The organism is Pseudomonas sp. GL_139_B (genome assembly GCF_057834475.1).
The window spans coordinates 3150465-3169641 of the sequence record NZ_CM174403.1 but is presented as its reverse complement, the minus strand read 5'-3'; the positions used below and the strand labels follow the sequence as shown (position 1 = coordinate 3169641).

16 protein-coding genes and 1 pseudogene are annotated in these 19177 nt (G+C 55.4%); 6 read left to right on the top strand and 11 right to left on the bottom strand.

What is annotated here, in order from left to right:
• Positions 1-121 precede the first annotated feature (121 nt).
• Positions 122-1432 (bottom strand): MFS transporter, encoded by a 1311-nt coding sequence (locus AC3ISI_RS14430; protein WP_489337591.1) that lies wholly within the window; start codon positions 1430-1432, stop codon positions 122-124.
• A gap of 167 nt (positions 1433-1599) precedes the next feature.
• Between AC3ISI_RS14430 and AC3ISI_RS14425 the strand changes: the two genes are divergently transcribed.
• Entirely contained in the window at positions 1600-2718 is a 1119-nt protein-coding gene (locus AC3ISI_RS14425) for a sugar diacid recognition domain-containing protein (protein ID WP_489337590.1), read from the top strand.
• A 149-nt stretch (positions 2719-2867) separates the two neighbouring features.
• On the top strand, positions 2868-4004 hold the full coding sequence (locus tag AC3ISI_RS14420; protein WP_489337589.1) for a glycerate kinase: 1137 nt from the start codon (positions 2868-2870) through the stop codon (positions 4002-4004).
• A gap of 161 nt (positions 4005-4165) precedes the next feature.
• Here AC3ISI_RS14420 and AC3ISI_RS14415 read toward each other — a convergent pair whose 3' ends face one another.
• From AC3ISI_RS14415 to AC3ISI_RS14390, 6 genes are all read right to left on the bottom strand, one after another.
• The gene (locus tag AC3ISI_RS14415) at positions 4166-5479 is read right to left on the bottom strand and encodes an IS4 family transposase (RefSeq protein ID WP_489336474.1); all 1314 of its coding nucleotides are present in this window, start codon (positions 5477-5479) and stop codon (positions 4166-4168) included.
• Between the two features lie 118 nt (positions 5480-5597).
• Positions 5598-6575 (bottom strand): NAD(P)-dependent oxidoreductase, encoded by a 978-nt coding sequence (locus AC3ISI_RS14410; protein WP_489337588.1) that lies wholly within the window; start codon positions 6573-6575, stop codon positions 5598-5600.
• A gap of 21 nt (positions 6576-6596) precedes the next feature.
• On the bottom strand, positions 6597-7895 hold the full coding sequence (locus AC3ISI_RS14405; RefSeq protein WP_489337587.1) for an MFS transporter: 1299 nt from the start codon (positions 7893-7895) through the stop codon (positions 6597-6599).
• Between the two features lie 111 nt (positions 7896-8006).
• On the bottom strand, positions 8007-8981 hold the full coding sequence (locus AC3ISI_RS14400; protein ID WP_489337586.1) for a sugar kinase: 975 nt from the start codon (positions 8979-8981) through the stop codon (positions 8007-8009).
• Positions 8974-9756 (bottom strand): sugar phosphate isomerase/epimerase family protein, encoded by a 783-nt coding sequence (locus AC3ISI_RS14395; protein ID WP_489337585.1) that lies wholly within the window; start codon positions 9754-9756, stop codon positions 8974-8976. The genes AC3ISI_RS14400 and AC3ISI_RS14395 overlap by 8 nt, the downstream gene beginning before the upstream one ends.
• A 166-nt stretch (positions 9757-9922) precedes the next feature.
• Positions 9923-10948, bottom strand: a complete 1026-nt coding sequence (locus tag AC3ISI_RS14390; RefSeq protein WP_489337584.1) for a LacI family DNA-binding transcriptional regulator — start codon at positions 10946-10948, stop codon at positions 9923-9925.
• Here AC3ISI_RS14390 and AC3ISI_RS14385 point away from each other — a divergent pair.
• From AC3ISI_RS14385 to AC3ISI_RS14370, 4 genes are all read left to right on the top strand, one after another.
• The gene (locus AC3ISI_RS14385) at positions 10908-12029 is read left to right on the top strand and encodes a hypothetical protein (protein ID WP_489337583.1); all 1122 of its coding nucleotides are present in this window, start codon (positions 10908-10910) and stop codon (positions 12027-12029) included. The two genes, AC3ISI_RS14390 and AC3ISI_RS14385, sit on opposite strands and share 41 nt — an antisense overlap.
• Positions 12030-12106: 77 nt before the next feature.
• Entirely contained in the window at positions 12107-12565 is a 459-nt protein-coding gene (locus AC3ISI_RS14380) for a hypothetical protein (protein ID WP_489337582.1), read from the top strand.
• Positions 12513-14156: a hypothetical protein gene (locus AC3ISI_RS14375; RefSeq protein WP_489337581.1), complete on the top strand. Its 1644-nt coding sequence runs from the start codon at positions 12513-12515 to the stop codon at positions 14154-14156. The genes AC3ISI_RS14380 and AC3ISI_RS14375 overlap by 53 nt, the downstream gene beginning before the upstream one ends.
• 200 nt (positions 14157-14356) lie before the next feature.
• A complete protein-coding gene (locus AC3ISI_RS14370; RefSeq protein WP_489337580.1) occupies positions 14357-16564 on the top strand; it encodes an autotransporter outer membrane beta-barrel domain-containing protein in 2208 nt (735 codons plus the stop codon).
• Between the two features lie 62 nt (positions 16565-16626).
• On the opposite strand, the gene AC3ISI_RS14365 is transcribed toward AC3ISI_RS14370, so the two are convergent.
• From AC3ISI_RS14365 to AC3ISI_RS14350, 4 genes and pseudogenes are all read right to left on the bottom strand, one after another.
• Positions 16627-17094 carry a hypothetical protein gene (locus tag AC3ISI_RS14365; protein WP_489337579.1) on the bottom strand — a complete coding sequence of 156 codons (468 nt, stop codon included), beginning with the start codon at positions 17092-17094 and terminating at the stop codon, positions 16627-16629.
• Between the two features lie 149 nt (positions 17095-17243).
• A pseudogene (locus tag AC3ISI_RS14360) lies at positions 17244-17339 on the bottom strand (DUF1345 domain-containing protein); the annotation flags it as partial.
• A 150-nt stretch (positions 17340-17489) separates the two neighbouring features.
• The gene (locus AC3ISI_RS14355; RefSeq protein WP_489337578.1) at positions 17490-18359 is read right to left on the bottom strand and encodes a hypothetical protein; all 870 of its coding nucleotides are present in this window, start codon (positions 18357-18359) and stop codon (positions 17490-17492) included.
• A 137-nt stretch (positions 18360-18496) separates the two neighbouring features.
• Positions 18497-19135 (bottom strand): DUF1345 domain-containing protein, encoded by a 639-nt coding sequence (locus AC3ISI_RS14350; RefSeq protein WP_489337577.1) that lies wholly within the window; start codon positions 19133-19135, stop codon positions 18497-18499.
• Positions 19136-19177: the final 42 nt, after the last annotated feature.

Genomic DNA, 19177 nt, shown 5'->3' with positions numbered 1-19177 from the left:
CTCTGCGTCCCTTTGAGAGCTGGAACGCGGAGCGTCCCTTGAGGCATTCCCACGCAGAGCGTGGGAAAGATCAAATGAAAAACGGCCCGCAAGGGCCGTTTTTTGTAGGGCTGGAACAGGCTTACACCCGCAACGTCCGCGTCATGCGCAGCGCCAGCAAGCTGCCACACACAATCACGCCCGCCAGCAGATAAAGCGCAGCATCGGTCGAGCCGGTGCTGTCCTTGACCCAACCCACCAGATAAGGGCTGAGGAACCCAGCCATCTGCCCCATGGAGTTGATCAACGCCAAACCACCCGCCGCCGCACCTGCGCTCAGCAGTGCAGTCGGCACCGGCCAGAACATTGGCAGGCCGGTGAGGGCGCCCATGGTGGCGATGGTCAAGCCGAGGATCGCAATGGCTGGCGTCGTCGCAAAGTTCACGGCAATCAGCAGACCCACCGCGCCCATCAACATCGGCACCACCAAATGCCAGCGCCGTTCTTTGCGCAGGTCAGCCGAGCGACCGACCAGCAACATGAACACCGCCGCAAGCAGGTACGGAATCGCACTCAACCAGCCAATCACCAGGTTATCGCTGAAGCCCAGGTTCTTGATGATCGACGGCAGCCAGAAGTTGATCGCGTAAACGCCGCTCTGGATGCAAAAGTAAATCAGACCGAACGCCCAGATCGCCGGATTTTTGAATACGGCCGACAGCGAGTCGGTGGTTGTTTTCGGTTTGTTGGCCAGGTCTTCAGCGTGATCCGCTTCCAGTACCGAGCGCTCAAGCGGGGTCAGCCATTTGGCGTTGGCGTAGCTGTCGCTCAGCAGGAAGTAGGCGAGGGCGCCGAGAATCACGGTCGGAATGCCTTGCAGCAGAAACATCCACTGCCAGCCGGCCAAGCCACCCTGGCCCGCCGCGAAATGATTGAGGATCCAGCCGGAGAACGGGCTGCCGAGCAGGCCGGACACCGGAATCGCCGACATGAACAGCGCCATGATGCGGCCACGGCGGAAGGTCGGGAACCATTGCGAGAGATACAGCACCACGCCCGGGAAAAACCCCGCTTCCGCCGCGCCAGTGAACAGGCGCAAGGTGTAGAACTCGGTCGGTGTGGTGACGAACAGCAGGCAGGTTGAGAGCGTGCCCCAGACGATCATCATCAGCGCGATCCAGCGTCGTGGGCCGAATTTGGTCAGGGCCAGGTTGCTCGGCACGCCGCACAGTACGTAGCCGATAAAGAAGATCCCGGCGCCGAGGCCGTACACGGTTTCGCTGAATTTCAGGGCGTCGAGCATCTGCAGCTTGGCAAATCCAACGTTCACCCGGTCGAGGTAGTTGAACAGGTAACAGATGAAGATGAAGGGGATCAAACGCAGGGTAATGCGTTTGTAGACGGCGTTTTTCTCGTCAATGATGGCCTGGGTAGCGGCGGCGCTCTGTGGCATGGAGGCTCTCTCTTTATTATGATTTTTTGCGATGCAAGGGTAACGTTGATCGCCTGGAGAGTCTCGGCCACGCTTCGGGTTGTTGTCTTTGTGCCTGAGCACAGGGTTTTAGACCCAGGCCCGTGCGGGTGAACAATCCGTCCCACCCGTTTTTCAAGGATCCCGTTATGTTCGAACTCGATCACGATCTGGCACAGGACATTGTAGACCGGGCAATGGCCATCCTCCCCTACAACGTTAACGTCATGGACAGCCAAGGGTTGATTCTCGGCAGCGGCGAGCCGGAGCGGATCAACACCCGTCATGAAGGTGCGCAATTGGTGTTGGCCAATGGCCGGGTGGTGGAGATCGACGCGCAAACCGCGATTCATCTCAAGGGCGTGCAACCGGGAATCAACCTGCCGCTGCTGCTCGATGGGCGCTTGATTGGTGTACTCGGCATTACCGGCGATCCCGAGCCACTGCGCACGTACGCCGAACTGGTGCGAATGACCGCGGAGATGCTGGTCGGCCAGCGCAATCAACAGGCCGAACAGCATTGGCGGCGTCAGCGTTGCGATGATCTGTTGGCGTTGCTGCTGAGCGAGGCGGGGGATTCGCCGCGATTGCTCGATGAAGCGCAGCAGTTGGGGCTCAAGCCGCAGATGACGCGGGTGCCGTATCTGTTTGAATTGGGCATGGAACACAGCCCGGCGCAAACCGTTGAAGCGCTGAGCGCCTGGCTGACCTCACGTTACTCGGACAGTTGGTGCGTCAGTTCGGCGAAGTCATCGTTACTGTGGTGCCGACCGGCTTCGCAAACCATCGAAAATGAAAGGCTGCTGGAAAAACTCGACGCTCTGGGATGGAATATTCTGCGCATTGCGGTGGGCGGGCAGGCCGAGGGTTTGTCGGGACTGAGGCGCTGCTACCGCCGTGTCGGCGACTTGCTCGCATATGGGCGCGATGTATTACCGCGATCGCGCTTGCTGACGCTGACCCGTTACCGATTGCCGGTGATGCTCTGGCGGCATCGTAACGACGATGCACTGGATGAATTGCTTAAACCGCTGCGTAAGGTCATCGCCAAGGACGGCAACGGCCAACTGTTGACGACCTTGCGCAGCTGGTGTGATCACGATGGGCAGAGCCAGGCGTGTGCCGATGCGCTGGGGATCCACCGCAACAGCCTGCGGTATCGGATGGAGCGGATTGCCGAGCTGAGCGGGGTTGATCCGCTGAAACTGGACGGGATGCTCGCTTTGTATCTCGGTGTTCAACTGCTGCCGCAGACGGATGTCCCGTAGCGATCTCAAGGACGCCATCGCGAGCAGGCTCGCTCCCACAGGGGTTTTGTGAAAATGAACAATAAACACCATGACCGCTTGTGCAGCAGACTGGCGTTATTGTCCGGGGCTACTGGCAGCATGGAGCGCATTGGAACTGGAGAATTCGCATGAAAATCGTCATCGCCCCCGATTCGTTCAAGGACAGCCTCAGCGCTCAAGGCGTGGCCGACGCTATTGCGTTAGGTCTGGCAGACGTCTGGCCTGATGCGCAACTGATCAAGTGCCCGATGGCCGACGGCGGTGAAGGCACGGTTGAGTCGATTCTGGCAGCGTGCGAGGGCGAATTGCGACGCACAAATGTACGTGGTCCGCTCGGTGCAACCGTCAATGCCGCATGGGGCTGGCTGCCGCACAACCACACCGCGATCATCGAAATGGCCGAGGCCAGCGGCCTGCAATTGGTGCCGCCGGGCATGCGCGATGCATGCGTCAGCAGCACCTTTGGCACCGGCGAACTGATTCGCGCGGCCCTCGACGCCGGGGCGCAACGGGTGATTCTGGCAATTGGCGGCAGCGCCACCAACGATGGCGGCGCCGGAGCGATGCAGGCGTTGGGCGTGAAGTTGCTCAATGCGCAGGGACAAAGCCTGGCGCCGGGTGGTTTGGCGTTGGCGCAACTGGATCGCATCGATCTCAGTGACTTCGACCCGCGTCTGGCCGAGGTGCGCTTCAACATCGCAGCCGACGTTAACAATCCACTGTGCGGTCCTCACGGCGCTTCAGCGATATTCGGCCCACAAAAAGGCGCATCGCCCGAGCAAGTCCAGCAACTGGATAATGCGCTTGGGCACTTTGCCGAACTGTGCGCCCATGCGTTGGGGCACGACGTCAAGGACGAACCGGGCAGCGGTGCGGCGGGCGGGTTGGGATTTGCTGCCAAGGCCTTCCTCTGCGCCCAATTTCTGGCCGGCGTGGAAGTGGTTGCTGAGCTGGTCGGGTTGACTGAAGCGATACAGGGCGCTGATCTGGTGATCACTGGCGAAGGGCGATTCGATGCCCAGACTTTGCGTGGCAAGACGCCGTTCGGCGTGGCGTGCATTGCCCGGCAGCAAGGTGTGCCGGTGATCGTGATTGCCGGCACCTTGGGTGAGGGTTACCAGGCGTTGTACGAGCACGGCATCGATGCCGCGTTTGCCTTGGCGAGCGGGCCGATGACGCTCGAGCAGGCATGCGCTGAGGCTCCCCGGTTGCTACGTGACCGTGCCGTTGATATCGCACGGGTCTGGCGGATCGCCAAAGCCTGACGCAAAACGCGCAGTCTTTGGCAGCAGGGGATTTGCTGGAGGCGCGGCGAGCCTGAAAGATTTTCGCTGAGTTTGATGGCCCCTTCGCGGGCAAGCCCGCTCCCACATTGGATCTGTGGCGCACACAAAACCCTGTGGGAGCGGGCTTGCCCTAATGCCAGTCAGTTAAGCCCTCTTGCCTTCTTTTTGGGATATTTGACTGGTCTGGGCTTGACCACTCGTGGATAACTTCGCTCTCGTCTGGCAGGCAGCATGAAGTGCTTAGCCTGGACTCTCAGTTCTGCCAGTCGTTTAGGGATCGTGCCTGGCGTTTCCAGCGGGCAGAAGCGCAGCGCATTGGTGACCGCTTGAGCCAGCCAGAGAAAACTCAAGCGCTGCGGCACCACCTTTATTTCTTCAGCCATCAAGCGCATTTCCTGACGGATCAGGTTGTAGGCCAACAGAGTTCCCCACAGTTCTTGGCGCACCAAATCAGGTTGTTTACTGCGTAATTGCTCCCCCTTAAGCAGGTTTTGCTTGATCTCGCGGTAACCCAATTCAATTTCCCAACGTTCGTTGTAGTGCCCCGCCACCCGATTGGCAGGGTAACGCTCGGCATCGATCAACGAGGTGAGATAACGGCGGGGTTTGTCGTCTATCGAATACTCAATCAGCCGTGCATGCCAATGGGTAGGAAGGTCTGGACGTTGCTTGAGCGCATCTCGGGATACAGCCAATCGCACGAGCCAATCACCGGCGCCCAACTCTTCGACTACCTCGTATTTAAGCGGTTTGCGTGCCCGCATGAGCCAATGCCGTTCGGTTCCACTGTGCTGCCAGTCGAGCAAGAGGGCTGCCGAGTAATAGGCACGGTCAAAAATCGTCACCGAGTGATCGCTTACCGCTTTCTCCAGACCTTTGGCATGGCGAAGTTCGCCGATAGCAAACTCGCCAAAACAGGCGGCCCGAATCAAGTGACTATAGGTATCCATCAGGCAAACACCGCGCACTTGTGGCCAGGCTCCGTCTCCCGAGTGAGTCCGCCCGCCACCGAAGGCTTGGCGGTTTTCTGGCGTGTCGGGGGTGGACCACACCACGCCGTCTACCGCAAAGCTGCGTAACCCTAAAAAGCCAGCCGAAGCGGGCTGCTCAGCGCCGCCCCATGACTCGGCCAATTGCTTGAACAGTGCGGCCAGCGGCTCTGCTCCAAGCCGTTGCCGGGCCTGGACTGCGGCGCTGGGCACAGGCACCTTGGCTTCGCCCAAAGCCAGTCCCAGCTGCTGCACAATGAGCCAAATCGGCTCGTTCTTGAACAAAGCCAACCCCACCACCAACCATACGATGCGCTCGGCCGGCAGGCGTCTGCGGCGCAGAGAAACCGTTCCGGTCGAGGCCAGCGCTTGCTCGATCCATAAAGGATCAATCAGTTGCGCAAGGCGCTCGAAAGAGATCGGATTGAGTTTGGTAACTTCTTGAAGGGCGTTTTGCAGGGACATGAAGCGGGCTCATAAAAACATAAGCCCGTTTCTATTACTGCTTGGCGGGCAAGTCAATTCCTTAACTGACTGGCATTAGGGCTTGCCCGCGATGGCTGCCTGACAGGCACCGAATTTCTTAAGCCTGCCACGCTGTGGTATTCACCAAATTCCTCGGCCGCTCACCCGCCAACGCCATCAGCAAATTGTCCACCGCGCACGTGGCCATCGCCTCCCGCGTTTCATGCGTCGCCGACCCTATGTGCGGTGTTGCCACCACGTTGTTCAACGTCAACAGCGGCGAATCCGTGTCCAGCGGTTCACGCTCAAACACATCCAGCCCCGCCCCCCGAATCTGCCCCGCGCGCAACGCTTCAATCAGAGCAGATTCGACCACCACCTTGCCCCGGGAAATGTTGATGAAAATGCTCTCCGAGCGCATCAATGCGAATTCTTCAGCGCCGATCAACCCTTCGGTTTCAGCCGTCAGTGGCAAGGTCAGGCAAATGAAATCCGCCTGCTGCAAAAGCTCGGTCAGGCTTCTGTACTGAGCATTGAAACGCTGTTCCACCGCCGGTTTTGGCGAATGGCTGTGATAGATCACCGGCATGCCAAACCCGAAATGTCCGCGCTGCGCCAAGGCCTCGCCAATGCGTCCCATGCCGATGATGCCCAGAGTCTTGCCATGCACATCGGTGCCAAAATGCACCGGGCCGATGTTGCGTTTCCACTGGCCGCTGCGAACCAAGTTCGCCAGTTCCACCACACGCCGGGCGGTCGCCAGAATCAGCGCGAAACCGGTGTCCGCGGTCGTTTCAGTGAGCACGTCCGGCGTGTTGCTGAGCAGGATGCGGCGATCGGTGAGGTAATCGATGTCGTAGTTGTCGACGCCGACGGAGACGCTGGCGATGGCTTCGAGATTCGGCGCCAGGTCCAATAAATCCGCGTCCAGTTTCAGGCTCGCGCCAAGCAAACCGTGGGCCCGGGGGAGGACTTCACGCATTTGCGCGAGGCCCTGCGGGTTGAGGTTGTCGATCAGCGTCACCTCGGTGTGCTCATGCAGGCGAGCCATGAGCAGCGGCGAGAGTTTCTTGTACAGCACAACCTGCTTTTTCATCGTCATGTTCTCAATTTCAATTCAAGGGTGAGCAGTCGCCGGATGTTGTGCAGCAGCCTTCTCAATGACCCTGTCACTGGCGCCGGGCTTGAGGAAAATCGTCAGCACCACCGAGAGCATCAACGCGCCGCTCATCAGTAAATACGAAGCCCCCGGCGATCCGGTGCTGCTGTTCAAGTAGCCCACCAGATACGAGCCTCCGAACGAACCCAGCGCGCCCATGCTGTTAATCAGCGCCATGGCGCCGCCAGCAACGTTGGCCGGAAGAATTTCCGGGATAATCGCGAAAAACGGCCCGTAAGGCGCATACATGCAGGCGCCGGCAATCACCAGCAGGGTGTAAGACCACCAGAAATGTTCGGCGCCCAATGCGTAGGAGGCGTAGAACGCGCAGGAGGCGATCAACAGCGGTGGCCAGACGAAGCGTTTGCGTTTCTGCAATTTGTCCGAGCCCCAGGACACCAGCAGCATGCCAATCACGGCGGCCAGATACGGCAACGCCGACAGCCAACCCGCTTCGATCATGTCCATCTGCGCGCCAGCCTTGAGGATCGATGGCAGCCACAGCACGAAGCCGTAAACCCCAATGCTCCAGCAGAAAAACTGCAAGGCGAGGATGATCACCTTCGGCGAGCGAAACGCTTCGGCGTAGTTCTTCACGGCTTTGATGCCAACCTGTTCGGCGGCGAGGGCGCTTTCAAGGTCCTGCTTCTCTTGATCGCTGAGCCACGTGGCTTGTGCCGGACGGTCATCGGCCAGCCGCCACCAGATAAACGCCCAGAGTACCGCCGGCAACCCTTCGATGATGAACATCCAGCGCCAGCTGAAATGCTGCACCAGATACCCCGACACCACTGACATCCAGAGCATGGTCACCGGGTTGCCGAGGATCAGGAAGGTGTTGGCGCGTGAGCGTTCGGCACGGGTAAACCAGTGGCAAAGATAGATCAGCATCGCCGGCATGACGGCGGCTTCGACTACGCCGAGCATGAAGCGGATGACGATTAGCCAGTAGGCGTTGGAGACGATTCCGGTCAGCGTCGCGAGGCCGCCCCAGAGGATCAGGCTGACGAAAATCAGCTTCTTGACGCTGTGCTTCTGAGCATAAATCGCGCCCGGCACCTGGAAGAAAAAATAACCGAGAAAGAACAGCGCGCCGAGCATCGACGACAGGCCGGGTGTGATCATAAGGTCGGCGGCCATGCCCGAGGCAGCGGCGAACCCGTAGTTGGCGCGGTCCAGATACGCCAGGCTATAGGTGATGAACACGATGGGCATGATGTACCACCAGCGGCGGGTGGGGAGTGAAGCTGTTTTCATAGCGGTGCTCCTGAGCTTGTTGTTTTTGTCGCAGCAGGTAACGGGTTAAATCTTTAGTGACTGCAAGGGCCTCTTCGCGGGCGAGTCCGTCCAATTACAGGGGGGGGGGCGCTAGTCCTGTAGGAGCAGAGCTTGCTCGCGATTGACGCCCTCAAATTCAGCAGATAATTCCAGCCGGGTCGGCAAACCTTCCATATCCCCCCGACTCTGCACCGCCCGGCTACCAATCCAGTTGGCCCGCCGCACGGCGTCGACAACGCTGTGGTTTTCCAGGAGCGCGCTGATCATGCCGACGGCAAAACCATCGCCGGCGCCAACCGTATCGACCACGGTTGCCACCGGCACACCGGCGACAAATCCCTGATCTACAGGCGTGCGGTAATACGCACCCTGCGGGCCGAGTTTGATCGCCACCGCTTCTGCACCGAGATCAAGGTAAAACGCCGCGATATCTGCCGGGTCTTCAAACCCGGTCAGCAAACGACCTTCACTCAACCCCGGCAGCACCCAATGGGCGAGGGCAGCGAGGCGGTTGATCTCGGTGATCATCAGCTGTTCGCTGGCCCACAGGCTCGGCCGCAGGTTCGGGTCGAACGACACGCTGCGCCCGGCATGGCGCATGCGGGTCATCAGTTCGAAGGACATCTCCCGAGCAGACGCAGACAACGCTGGCGGAATGCCGGTGGCGTGCAAGTGCCGAGCATTGAGCAGTTGCGGGGAAATCGACTGCACCGACAAATGACTGGCCGCTGAACCGCGACGGAAATATTCGACCGCCGGATCGCTGCCATCGTCAGTGCGGGACTTGAGCTGAAACCCGGTCGGGTGTGCCGGATCGATGGCGACATGGCCGCAGTCCAGGCCTTCTTTGCGCAGCGTATCGACGACAAACCGCCCCAACGAATCGGCGCCCACCCGGCTTAACCACGCCACGTTGAATCCGAGCCGTGAAAGGCCAATCCCGACGTTGCTGTCCGCCCCGGCAATACGTTTGTGGAACTGGCCGACGTCGGCCAAATCACCGCTTTGCTCGGCGACAAACATTGCCATGGTTTCGCCGAACGACAAGATATCGAACTCAGACATGCTCATTCTCCAACCGGGTTTGACCGAGGTGGGCGAGGGTGGCGACGTGTTCCTGGGTCAATTGCACCAGGTCATCCCCTCGCAGCGGATATTCCGCCGCCCGCATAACGCCTTGGCTCATGTGCCGCAGCAGTTGCTCCCACGATTGCACATCGCTGGCCGTCGGCGGGATGGCGACCAGTTTGCCATCGGCGCGGCGTGTCACAGCTTTGCAGTGCACATAACCGACATGCCGACCGAGCAATCGCGCGGCGCTGGCGGCGGACTGGTCTTGCCATTGCCAGTTGCCGATATCGAAGGTCATTTTGATCGGCAGCCGGTGCTGCGCAACCTCGCCGAAAAAGCGTTGAAACGGTTCGATGCGGCCTCCGTGCAAAGTCTGGTCGTTTTCCACCAGCAACTGCACTGGGCTCTGAGCGAGGACGCGGCTCAATGCCTGGAGATCATTGTTGTCAGTAAAGTAACCCAAGGAGATTTTCAGCCATTTGGCGCCGAACGTTTCGGCACGCTCAAGGGTTGTGAGCAGGTCGGGATTGGGTTTCGACTGACCGGCCAGCCACAGTTCCATCGGCGCAGAGTAGATACTTTCCAGACCTTGGGATCGGCTGTCGTCAGCCAGTTGCAGCGGGTTTTCATCCGTCAGCAACTCTTCGCGCCATTCAATTTGGGTGGCGCCGGCGGCGGCCAATATGTCGATAAAACTGCCTTGGCCGCGTTGACGCACAAGGTCCGCGCCGTAGCTGGAGAGGCTGATGGAAACGGGTGGTTTATTCATTGTTCTGCACCTCTGAAACCGGTTTCATTTTTTTTCAAAAAAAATGGCTGCTTAAGTGATGGTGTTCTTGCGGGCCTCTTCGCGGGCAAGCCCGCTCCCACATTGGATCTATGGCACCCACAAATCCCCTGTGGGAGCGGGCTTGCCCGCGAAGGGGTCATAACAATCACCGCAAATTCCCAAGGGTCGACCCCCGCACAATCAACCGCGCCGAAAAATCCAGGGTCCGCACCGCACCGACATCCCCGCGCAGCCGCTTGAGCAAACACTCAAACGCACTCGCGCCAATTTCTTCCGTCGGCTGAGCAAGCGCGGTAATCCCGCTGCCCACCAACGGATACCAATCCAGATCATCCAATGCGATCAGCCCGACGTCCTCAAACAAATTGCAGTGCAACTCACGCAGCGAATGAGTGCTGGCCAGCGCGGCAATGCCATTGGCAGAGAACAAGGCTTTCGGCCCCGGACCGGGAGTGTTCAAGAATGTTTTCAACTGCGTGGTCAGCTCATAGCCGGTCTCGATCACCGCACCTTTGAATGACGGGCGTTGCGCGATCTGCGCCTTGAAACTGCTCACCCGCTCGGTCCGCGCGCTGGTGCCGTCAAGCGGTTCGGTCACCATCAGCACATCGCGATAACCGCGTTCCTGCAAATGGGCCAGCGCCATTTCCACCGCCGCCGGGTTGTCCAACCCGACCAGATCGCTCTCCAACTGTTCGACCTTGCGGTCCACCAGCACCAGCGGCATTTCGCGATGCAGTTCGCGCAGTTCGTCGCGGTGATGGCCCAGAGTGTTCACGATCAAACCTTCGATGTTGTACGAGCGCAGCAGCGCCAGGTGCTGACGTTCCTGCTCGTCATCGCGGTCGGTGTTGCACACCACCAGGCTGTAGCCGTGTTGACGGCAAGCGGTTTCCACCCCGTGCATCACGGCAATCGAATAAGGGTTACGGATGTCGGCCACCAGCATGCCGATCAGGCGAGTGCGCCCGCGTTTCAGACCGCGAGCCATCTGGTTGGGGCGGTAGCCGAGTGCGGCAATCGCCTGCTCGATGCGAAGGGCAGTGGCATCGGAGAGCAGGGCGCGGTCGTCGCCGATGAAGCGCGAGACGCTGGCCTTGGAGACGCCGGCGTGTTCGGCGACGTCGAGCATGGTCACGCGGCTGCGCTGGGCGGCGGAGAAATCGTTCACGGAGTTGGGCCTTGTTTTTGTTTTTGATCTTGCGGTGATGAAACCGGTTTCAGTAGGCGCCAAAAGCAGATTCTTCGTCAAGTTTGATTATGGAAGAAGTTGCGTAGAAACCGACAGGCGGTCATCAAGCCTGTCAGATATGACAGTAGACCACTCGATAAAAGTCACGCTTAATTCATTTCAAATGAAAACCGAAAGATTAGAGCTTATCGAGATATTAAATGCGTCTCGACAGGGAGCGCTCATGGCAACTTTTAATAAAAAAATCAAGAAGACAGATAGTTCATCATTGTCACCGGGAGTTCAAAACTATGACGCGCCTGAAGTAGTTGGTGTAGATATTAATGACCCGGAAGGGCAAGTGCCTATAGAGCTTATCACTAAGGGGTTAGAGGTAGTAGTTGAGCGCTGGGAAAACTTTCCGGACAAGCCGCCTAGAAAAGACCGTTTAAGGGTGGCCTGGGAGTTCGCTGGCACTACAACATGGGTTTTTGATGAGCTGGTCTACCCCGTCCCGCCAGAGCGGATCATTATAAAAATTGCCCCGGATTTGTTAACGGAAGATGGCATCGCATATGTCAGCTATGAGGTGTTGCTGGAGGACCTCAATCTTATACCTTCTGCAAGGCGAAAGTTAACAATAGACAGCGCTCCAGTTGATCTTCTTGAGCCAACATTTCCGAGTGCGGATTCCCAAGGATATCTGAATTGTTATACCGATAATCCTCCATTGTGGGAGGGGGTCCGAGTAAAGGTACTGCCCGATCCAGGCTTTGCACTTGAGGATGTACTAATCGTTTATTGGGAAGGTTATAAAAGCCTTAATGGGAGTGGACCGCCTATTGCTAACACTTACAAGAACATACGCAAGACAATATTGACGCAGGAAGAGTTGGATAAAGGTGTCGAAGTGTTGGTTGACCCCTTTGTGCCTCACATCGAGCCAATGATAGATAACGCGTCTGCGCTTGCTCGATACTCCCTGGAAAGAAATGGTCGGGTAGTAAGAAAGTCAAAAGTCGGACTGGTGCGTATTGATAGAACTCTTCCAGGGCTGAGGGGTATCTGTGGACCACCCTAAAGGACGTTGTGTTTTGAGTAGGCTAGATTTTAAAGAATGGTTGCTTGGGAATTAATTAATTAATGGAGTTATGAAAAATGAATAAGTTGACTAATGCTGGATCCCGAGTGATTCGTTCTGCCGGTAGCCGGCGGCGTATGCCGGGAGTTTTGGCAGAAAAAGCACCAGATGTCCCAGGGATTCTTGCGGATGGAACACTTCCGGTAACCCTCATACCGGTGGGAAGTCCATTATCGGTAATAATTCCGAAGTGGAATAATGAACATGTAGACGACTATGTTGAATTTAGAATTCTTAAGGATACTCTCCCTGCAGATCCTTTAACCGATGGAACGATTGTGGAGGAAGGAGAGGCTGGGCCAATTATTGGGCGCCCAGTTAAAGTAGAGGTAACGCCGGATTGGTTAATCGAGGACGCAAGCGTACCTGGCCCTGCCACTTATTACATCTGGCCCTGCCACTTATTACATCTGGGCAGTCATCTTGTTGGCAGGTATCAACCCGATAGAAACCCTCCCCACCAAAATCATCGTTGACCGCACGGCACCGGGTCAAAGCAAGGCGACGGGCGTGAAAGCTCAACTTAAAGTCGCAACATGGCCACTCGACTTATTAAACAACCCGATTAACGATACATTTATTACAAACAACCCCGGCGGGTTGGTTATGACAATCCCTAAGGATTACGACAATCCTTTGCCGCCACCTAATGGTGATACTTACAAACTTTGGATGAGCGTAAGTTATTCGGCCACGCCGACATTTTTACCCGTCAGTTCGGGTGAGCTACCAGCAGACGGAAAAGTCACGATCCCAATTGCCGAAGTAGCAAAGTTGCTGGGGCAGTCGGTGTACGTCTGGTACCAACTTACTGATTTCGCGGGAAATGTGAGTAACACTTCAGTGCCCGCGGGGAAAGCCGTACAGTTATTGCCTCCGCCGGTGTTGAAAGCAATCACCGTTCCGAAGGCGGATCCTGTTATCAATATTCAGGACTGTGTCGACGGTGTGACGGTCGAGATGGCAAGAGGTGACAATGTACAGAATACAGATCATTACGTACTTCAATATGGAAACGTAATTATTTATGACGAAGAAGCTGGGGCCGCGGCGACGTTTTCGATACCGATCGACAAAAATGTTATAGCCAGTAAGTACAATGACGCAACAGGTGGCGATCAGCCGATAACGGTTACGTGCAGTTTGTCCCGGGGTCCTATCAAAGTCGGGAATGAGGTAACCGTCGGTGTTCTGGCGAATCTGGACTATGCGGGTCCGATCAACCCGGAACATCCCAGCGTTGAGAACCCTGCAATGGATCCTGTGGAGGTTTACGGCGTTTTGGATTTGAAGAATGAATTAACACCCGAAGATTTTGACAAAGAAGCGAGGATGACCATCAAGCTTTGGGATGAACCTGGCAGGCAGCCAAAAAATGGGCAGGAGGTTAGAGTTTACTTTGATGGCAAGTTTGTTCCGCCAGTTATATTTTTAAATGATGGCGATGAGGGGAAAGAGCTGTCGCATGCACTTCCTTGGGACAGCGTTAAAGACTCCGTGCCGGGTGCCGTCAAGGCTTATTGGACTGTCGCTACAATTGGCGGTGTGAATACAACGGAGTCAGTAAAAACAGACGTTGCATTCAACGCCATTAAAATCGAACTGAAAGAGCCTACGGTTGAATTTTCACGTGGTGGGAAAATAGGTTGTCCTACCTTGGTTGCGCCTAATTATGAAATCAGCATTATGGTGCCACCTAATCCCGTTCACCTGCCAGAGGATGCGGAGGTAACAGTTTTCTTCAAAGGTTATTCGGATTTTCCAGGCGTTACGCCCAATCCTGATGCTAACCCATTTAGTGTGACGCATACGGTATTGGATACGGAGGTGAATACAGGGTTTAAGGTTCGCGTAACTCCATTCAATCCTGTTATAAAATACTCGACCGCCGAGCCTGACGAAAATACGCCGGGCACTTACTCTGGTGCAGCCAAAGTGTGGTATGAAGTTAATATAGGTGGGTCACCCACGCCGACGCCATCACTAGAGTCTGATTATGAAGTGATTTTGATCAGGACAGATTTTACATATTGTGACGGAACGAAATATGACGATGGCAAACCATAGTTGAATTATGGGTGTGATTGGGGAGGGCTGCCGTCATCCCCTTTCGCGCTTATGTATTGTTATCAGAGTGGCTGTAAATTTTCCGATGCATTTAGAGATTATTCCTACATACCTTGGTTACTCAGGTCGATATTCTCGCCGCCAATTTACAGGAAGAGCGGTGGCTACTGCTCTTGAACTGGTCATTACAGGGAAGCGCTATGTCACTCAGGTTAAAATACACCTTCGGCCACTTAACCTCGCGTTACGTTATGTTGGTTGCCATGCCGTTACTGGTCAATAATCAGGCCCTTGCCAGAGCGCTTATTCCAGGCGAAACCGCCGTAATTTCAAATCCTTCACCATCTGAAACATGGGCTGCTGGGCGCAGTAGTTCTCTGACGATAAACGGTGGCGGCACACTCAGCATTGCTGCTAGCGGCGCGTCCTCTGTTGTTCTTAATGGCGTTACAACTACTGGCACTAGCGGTGCAAGTGCTGTTCAGATCACCAACAGCACTGCAGATATATTCGCGAGCAACATAGTGGGCAATCGATTGGGGCTGCAGGCCGCGCGTACCGCCAACAGTTCGACCGGCTCGGTAGTCAATGTGAGCGATAGCGTTATTTCAGGCGTAATCGGAGGGGCCGCCGTTTCCTCCTATAGCATGCTTAATCTTTCCAATACACGGGTCGAAGGCACCGGGGCTAACAGTTATGGCCTTGCGTTGTTAGGGGGAAGTGCCAACATTGCGGCCGATAGCCGCGTTGTGGGTGTACAAAACGGCGTAGTCTTTAAATCAGACCCAACTGATACACAATCCAGTCAACTGGTCCTGAACCACTCGCAGATTGAAAGTACTAGCGGTGCAGCCATTCTCGTCGATGTGCCGAGCACTTCCGGTTCGACGGTGCGGGTCGACGTCAACGATGGTTCGTCGATAGTGGGTGGCAATGGTGTCATTTTTGATGTGGGGGGTGGTGCCGTCGCGACGATGAACGTCGATCGCAGCACGTTGTCAGGTGACATAGTGAGCGACTCTGCGAGTAGCGCCTCTGTTGTTCTGAGTAATGAAGCGGTGCTCAATGGACGCATGGAAAATGTAGCCAATGTCACGATTAATGAAACAGGGCGATGGAATGTGACGGGTATCAGCAACGTCGGTTCGCTTGAGATGAACGGTGGCACGGTGTCGATGCATTCAGGCACTGGATTTTATCAGTTGAATCTCGACCGATTGACGGGAAGCGGTGGCAAATTTGAATTGAAAACAGATTTTGCGACAGGTGAAACCGACAGACTCAACATTAGTGGCGAGGCCTCAGGCAAGCATCAACTAGCCGTCGCCAGTAGTGGACAGGAGCCCGCCAGCGGACAACCCATCACATTAGTTCATACGGGCGGCGGGGACGCGCAATTCAACTTGAGTGGCAACTCCGTTGATCTCGGTACCTTTAGTTACAAGCTGGCAAACAGTGGAAACGACTGGTTCCTTGACCCTACGACGAGCGTTGTGAGTCCTGGGGCGCGTTCAATTTTGGCTATATTTAATACGGCGATCCCTGTTTGGTACGGCGACATGGCGCCTGTTCACAGCCGACTCGGTGAGTTGCGCGACAGTGAAGGTAAGGCCGGTAGTTGGGGGCGGGTTTACGGGAAAAAATACAACGTGGCAGATGGTTCGGGGGTGGGATACCAGCAAACACAACAAGGTTTCTCGTTAGGGGCTGATGCTCCGTTGCCCTTTGGTGATAAGCAATGGGTGATTGGTGTGCTGGCAGGACAGAGCCGGTCGAACCTGAACCTTGATTACGGCACTTCCGGCACGATCAATAGTTACTATTTGGGTACCTATGCTACGTGGATTGACCGGGCCAGCGGTTACTACTTTGATGGTTTAATGAAACTCAATCATTATCGCAACGAGTCAAACGTTTCCTTGAGTGATGGAGATCGAGCCAAAGGCCGCAACAATACCTTGGGCATAGGTTGGGAGAGCGAATTCGGACGACACATCGTGTTTAACGACACATCCTTCATCGAGCCGTTCGCGAAGCTTTCGGCAGTGGTTATTCAAGGAGATGACTTCAGCCTGGACAATGGCATGGAGGCCAAAGGCGATAGCGGCCGTTCTTTGTTAGGAAGCGTCGGGATGAGGGTCGGCCATGCTTTCAACTTTGAAAAAGGTGTTTCGGTGCAGCCCTATTTGAAGGGCAGTTGGGATCACGAGTTTGAACAAAATAATGAAGTAAAAGTGAACAATACTGTATTCAACAATGATCTGTCTGGCAGTCGTGCTGCATTGGGGGGCGGTCTTGCGGTTTCGATGAGTGAAGCGCTGCAAGGTCATGCAGAGTTTGATTACATCAACGGTAAGAATTTCGAGCAGCCTTACGGCTTTAGTTTGGGGTTGCGTTATCAATGGTAGCATTCGTTATTTACTAGATAGGAGGCACCGGAGCAGCACACAAATGCATGCTCCGGCATTGTTTAGCCCTGCTTCCCGAGCACTATAAAATCGGGGATGTCTATTGCAAATGTTTCGCTGCCGTCGCTACCTGAATTGTCCATCACAGCATTCAATTCGCCTGTAATTGAATTTAACTGCTCGTCGAGCGTAAATCGTATAGTGCCACCAACGCTCTTATGAGCAGTGGGCTTCTCCGGGTCGGAGTAATCGACGTAATCGACAAAAATACTTTTGTCGATTTTAGCCAGTTGGTGCGTTCCGTCTTCCAGATCAACAGGGATGTAAATCCTTATCTCCTTATAAGTAAGATCGCTGGCTCTATCGTGCACGCGAACCACCAAGCGCTCGCCAATTGGATCAGGGTGAGCTTCATTTTGCAGATTAAAGGAGGTCGCCTTATAAGCTATTCCATCGACTGTTCCTTCGAATCGATTTTCCTGGTTGTTTCTGATTCTGGGTGCGAATACACGTTGCGCTGTTGAAGCCATGATGGGAATCTCCAATTTTGATAGAAGTTATCCTTAAACACTAGGTGCCTTGTACAGGCGTTATCATAGAAGCGCGAAATAGGTGGCTTTGTATACTGTCAAGATTGACAGGTATAAAAGGAGGGTCTGCTATCGCACTTTAAAATCAGTCATCCGAAAAGCCCCGCAGCGATGCTGATCGAAAACCCGAGTATCGCTGTATTGAAAACAAAGCTTATCAGTGACTGCGCTTGCACACTTGGCCGCGTTGAACATGCCAGCAATATATCCATGGATCTTTGAATACCGTCAAAGTTTGGGTCGACCGGAGCCAGTGATTGACCTGGACCCAAGAAGGGCCCAGGCAGTCAGGCAAGGCGGGGCGACCGCACAGATAAAAAAAGGCAGCAGAGAGTTCATTTCTGCCAACGGAACTTACCCTTTGTCACAGAAACCTTTTTATCAGGATCGGTTACGCCTTTGGCATCGAACGACAGACTCCCTTCAAGATGCTGTTCGGTAGGGTCGAATGCGAGGTAAAGCTCGCCGCTGATCGCTTTAAAAACATCGGTTTCCTGATTGGGCGTGACGTAAGCAGCGCGGATATTTGCATCATCTTTGCTGAAGATATGCAGCCCTGCTTTCACGCCGTCCTTGATAAAGAGGGTAATACGGTGCTGCTTGGGTGGGAGCAGATCCCAAACAAACTGGTCCGCAGTGAGTACCAACTCCTGCTTGTCGTACTTGACACTCATGGAGTCCGACATGAACTCCTGGCTGATACCGCCTATCAAGGTTGCACTGAATGCGCCTTGCGTCTTCCGGGCGCAGACACAGTCGGAAGTGGTGATGCCAGCCAAGTCAAAGTTCGCATCGGTGATAGTGATGATTTCGCTTCCGGAACTCGCCTTGCAGTGGAAACTGCCTTTCATTATTTGCTTGGCAGCGTGATAGGTCACCCTTACCGTTCCTTCAACTGAGGTGTAAGGCCTGCTGCCTGCATCTACATAACGCCAATACCTTGCAGTCGAAAGATCTGACGATTTCATTTCATAGGTGTGGGTTTGGCCGTCTTCGGGAATGTCGCCTGGCAGATACAGATCAATACCCTTGAACTCGGTCGGCTGGGAACCAACTCGCTGAGTGGCCCCCAAGTACCAAAGGACTTTGTCCTTGTACAACTGCATTTCTAGTGGGTCGCCCACGAAATCACCATCGACGTCACTTTTAGCTGTAAACGTGCCGGTTGTAGAGTGTTTTGATGCATCAGGTTTTGTAGAAGGCATGATGTTGCTCCTTGGCCGAGTATCTGGCAGGAAAAGGTTTCCTGCCTACCCAAAAATATGCCAGGTGCAATCGCTGTTGAACTGTCAAAAATGACAGGTATAAGGGAGCGGGCTGCTATCGCGCTTCGAACTAAACATCAGAAAAGCCCCGCAGCGATGTTGATCGAAAACCCGAGAATCGCCGTATTGAACACAAAGCCGATCAGCGACTGTGCCAGCACTATTTTGCGCATCCCCGGCGTCGCCACGCTGACATCAGAGGTCTGCACCGCAACACCGATGGTGAACGAGAAGTACAGGAAGTCCCAGTAATCGGGGTTATCCAGCCCCTCCGCAAAGCGTAACGCCAAGTCTTTGCCATCCCACGTGTAAAACAAACGAGCGTAGTGCACGCTGAAAATCACCCCGATCAGCAGCCACGAACCGATGACGCTTAGTGCGGTAAACCCGTAATGCAGCCACTTGCGGGTGGTGTCCAGGTCTGTGCTGCCAGCCAGTTCGTAAGTAATGGTGGCCAGGCTGGCAAGTGCTGCGAGGCACACCACAAACAGCACCAGCCCGGCGTTTTCGTCTTCGATCTCGGCGATGCGCTTCACGTCTGGCGCCTTGGCCCGTGCGGCGAGCCACAGCATCAGGACCAGATAAGTCCAGACCCCGACATTCCAGCCGACGAGGATTTTACCAATGACCGTATCGGCAGGAACCAGAATGCCTGTCGCCACCCCCAGGATGGTGGCGGCAGACAGGCGAGGGTGGGTGCGGGCGAGGAAGGGCATGGAGGCTCGATGCGTCAGGACTTTGCAAATACCTTAGCCCAG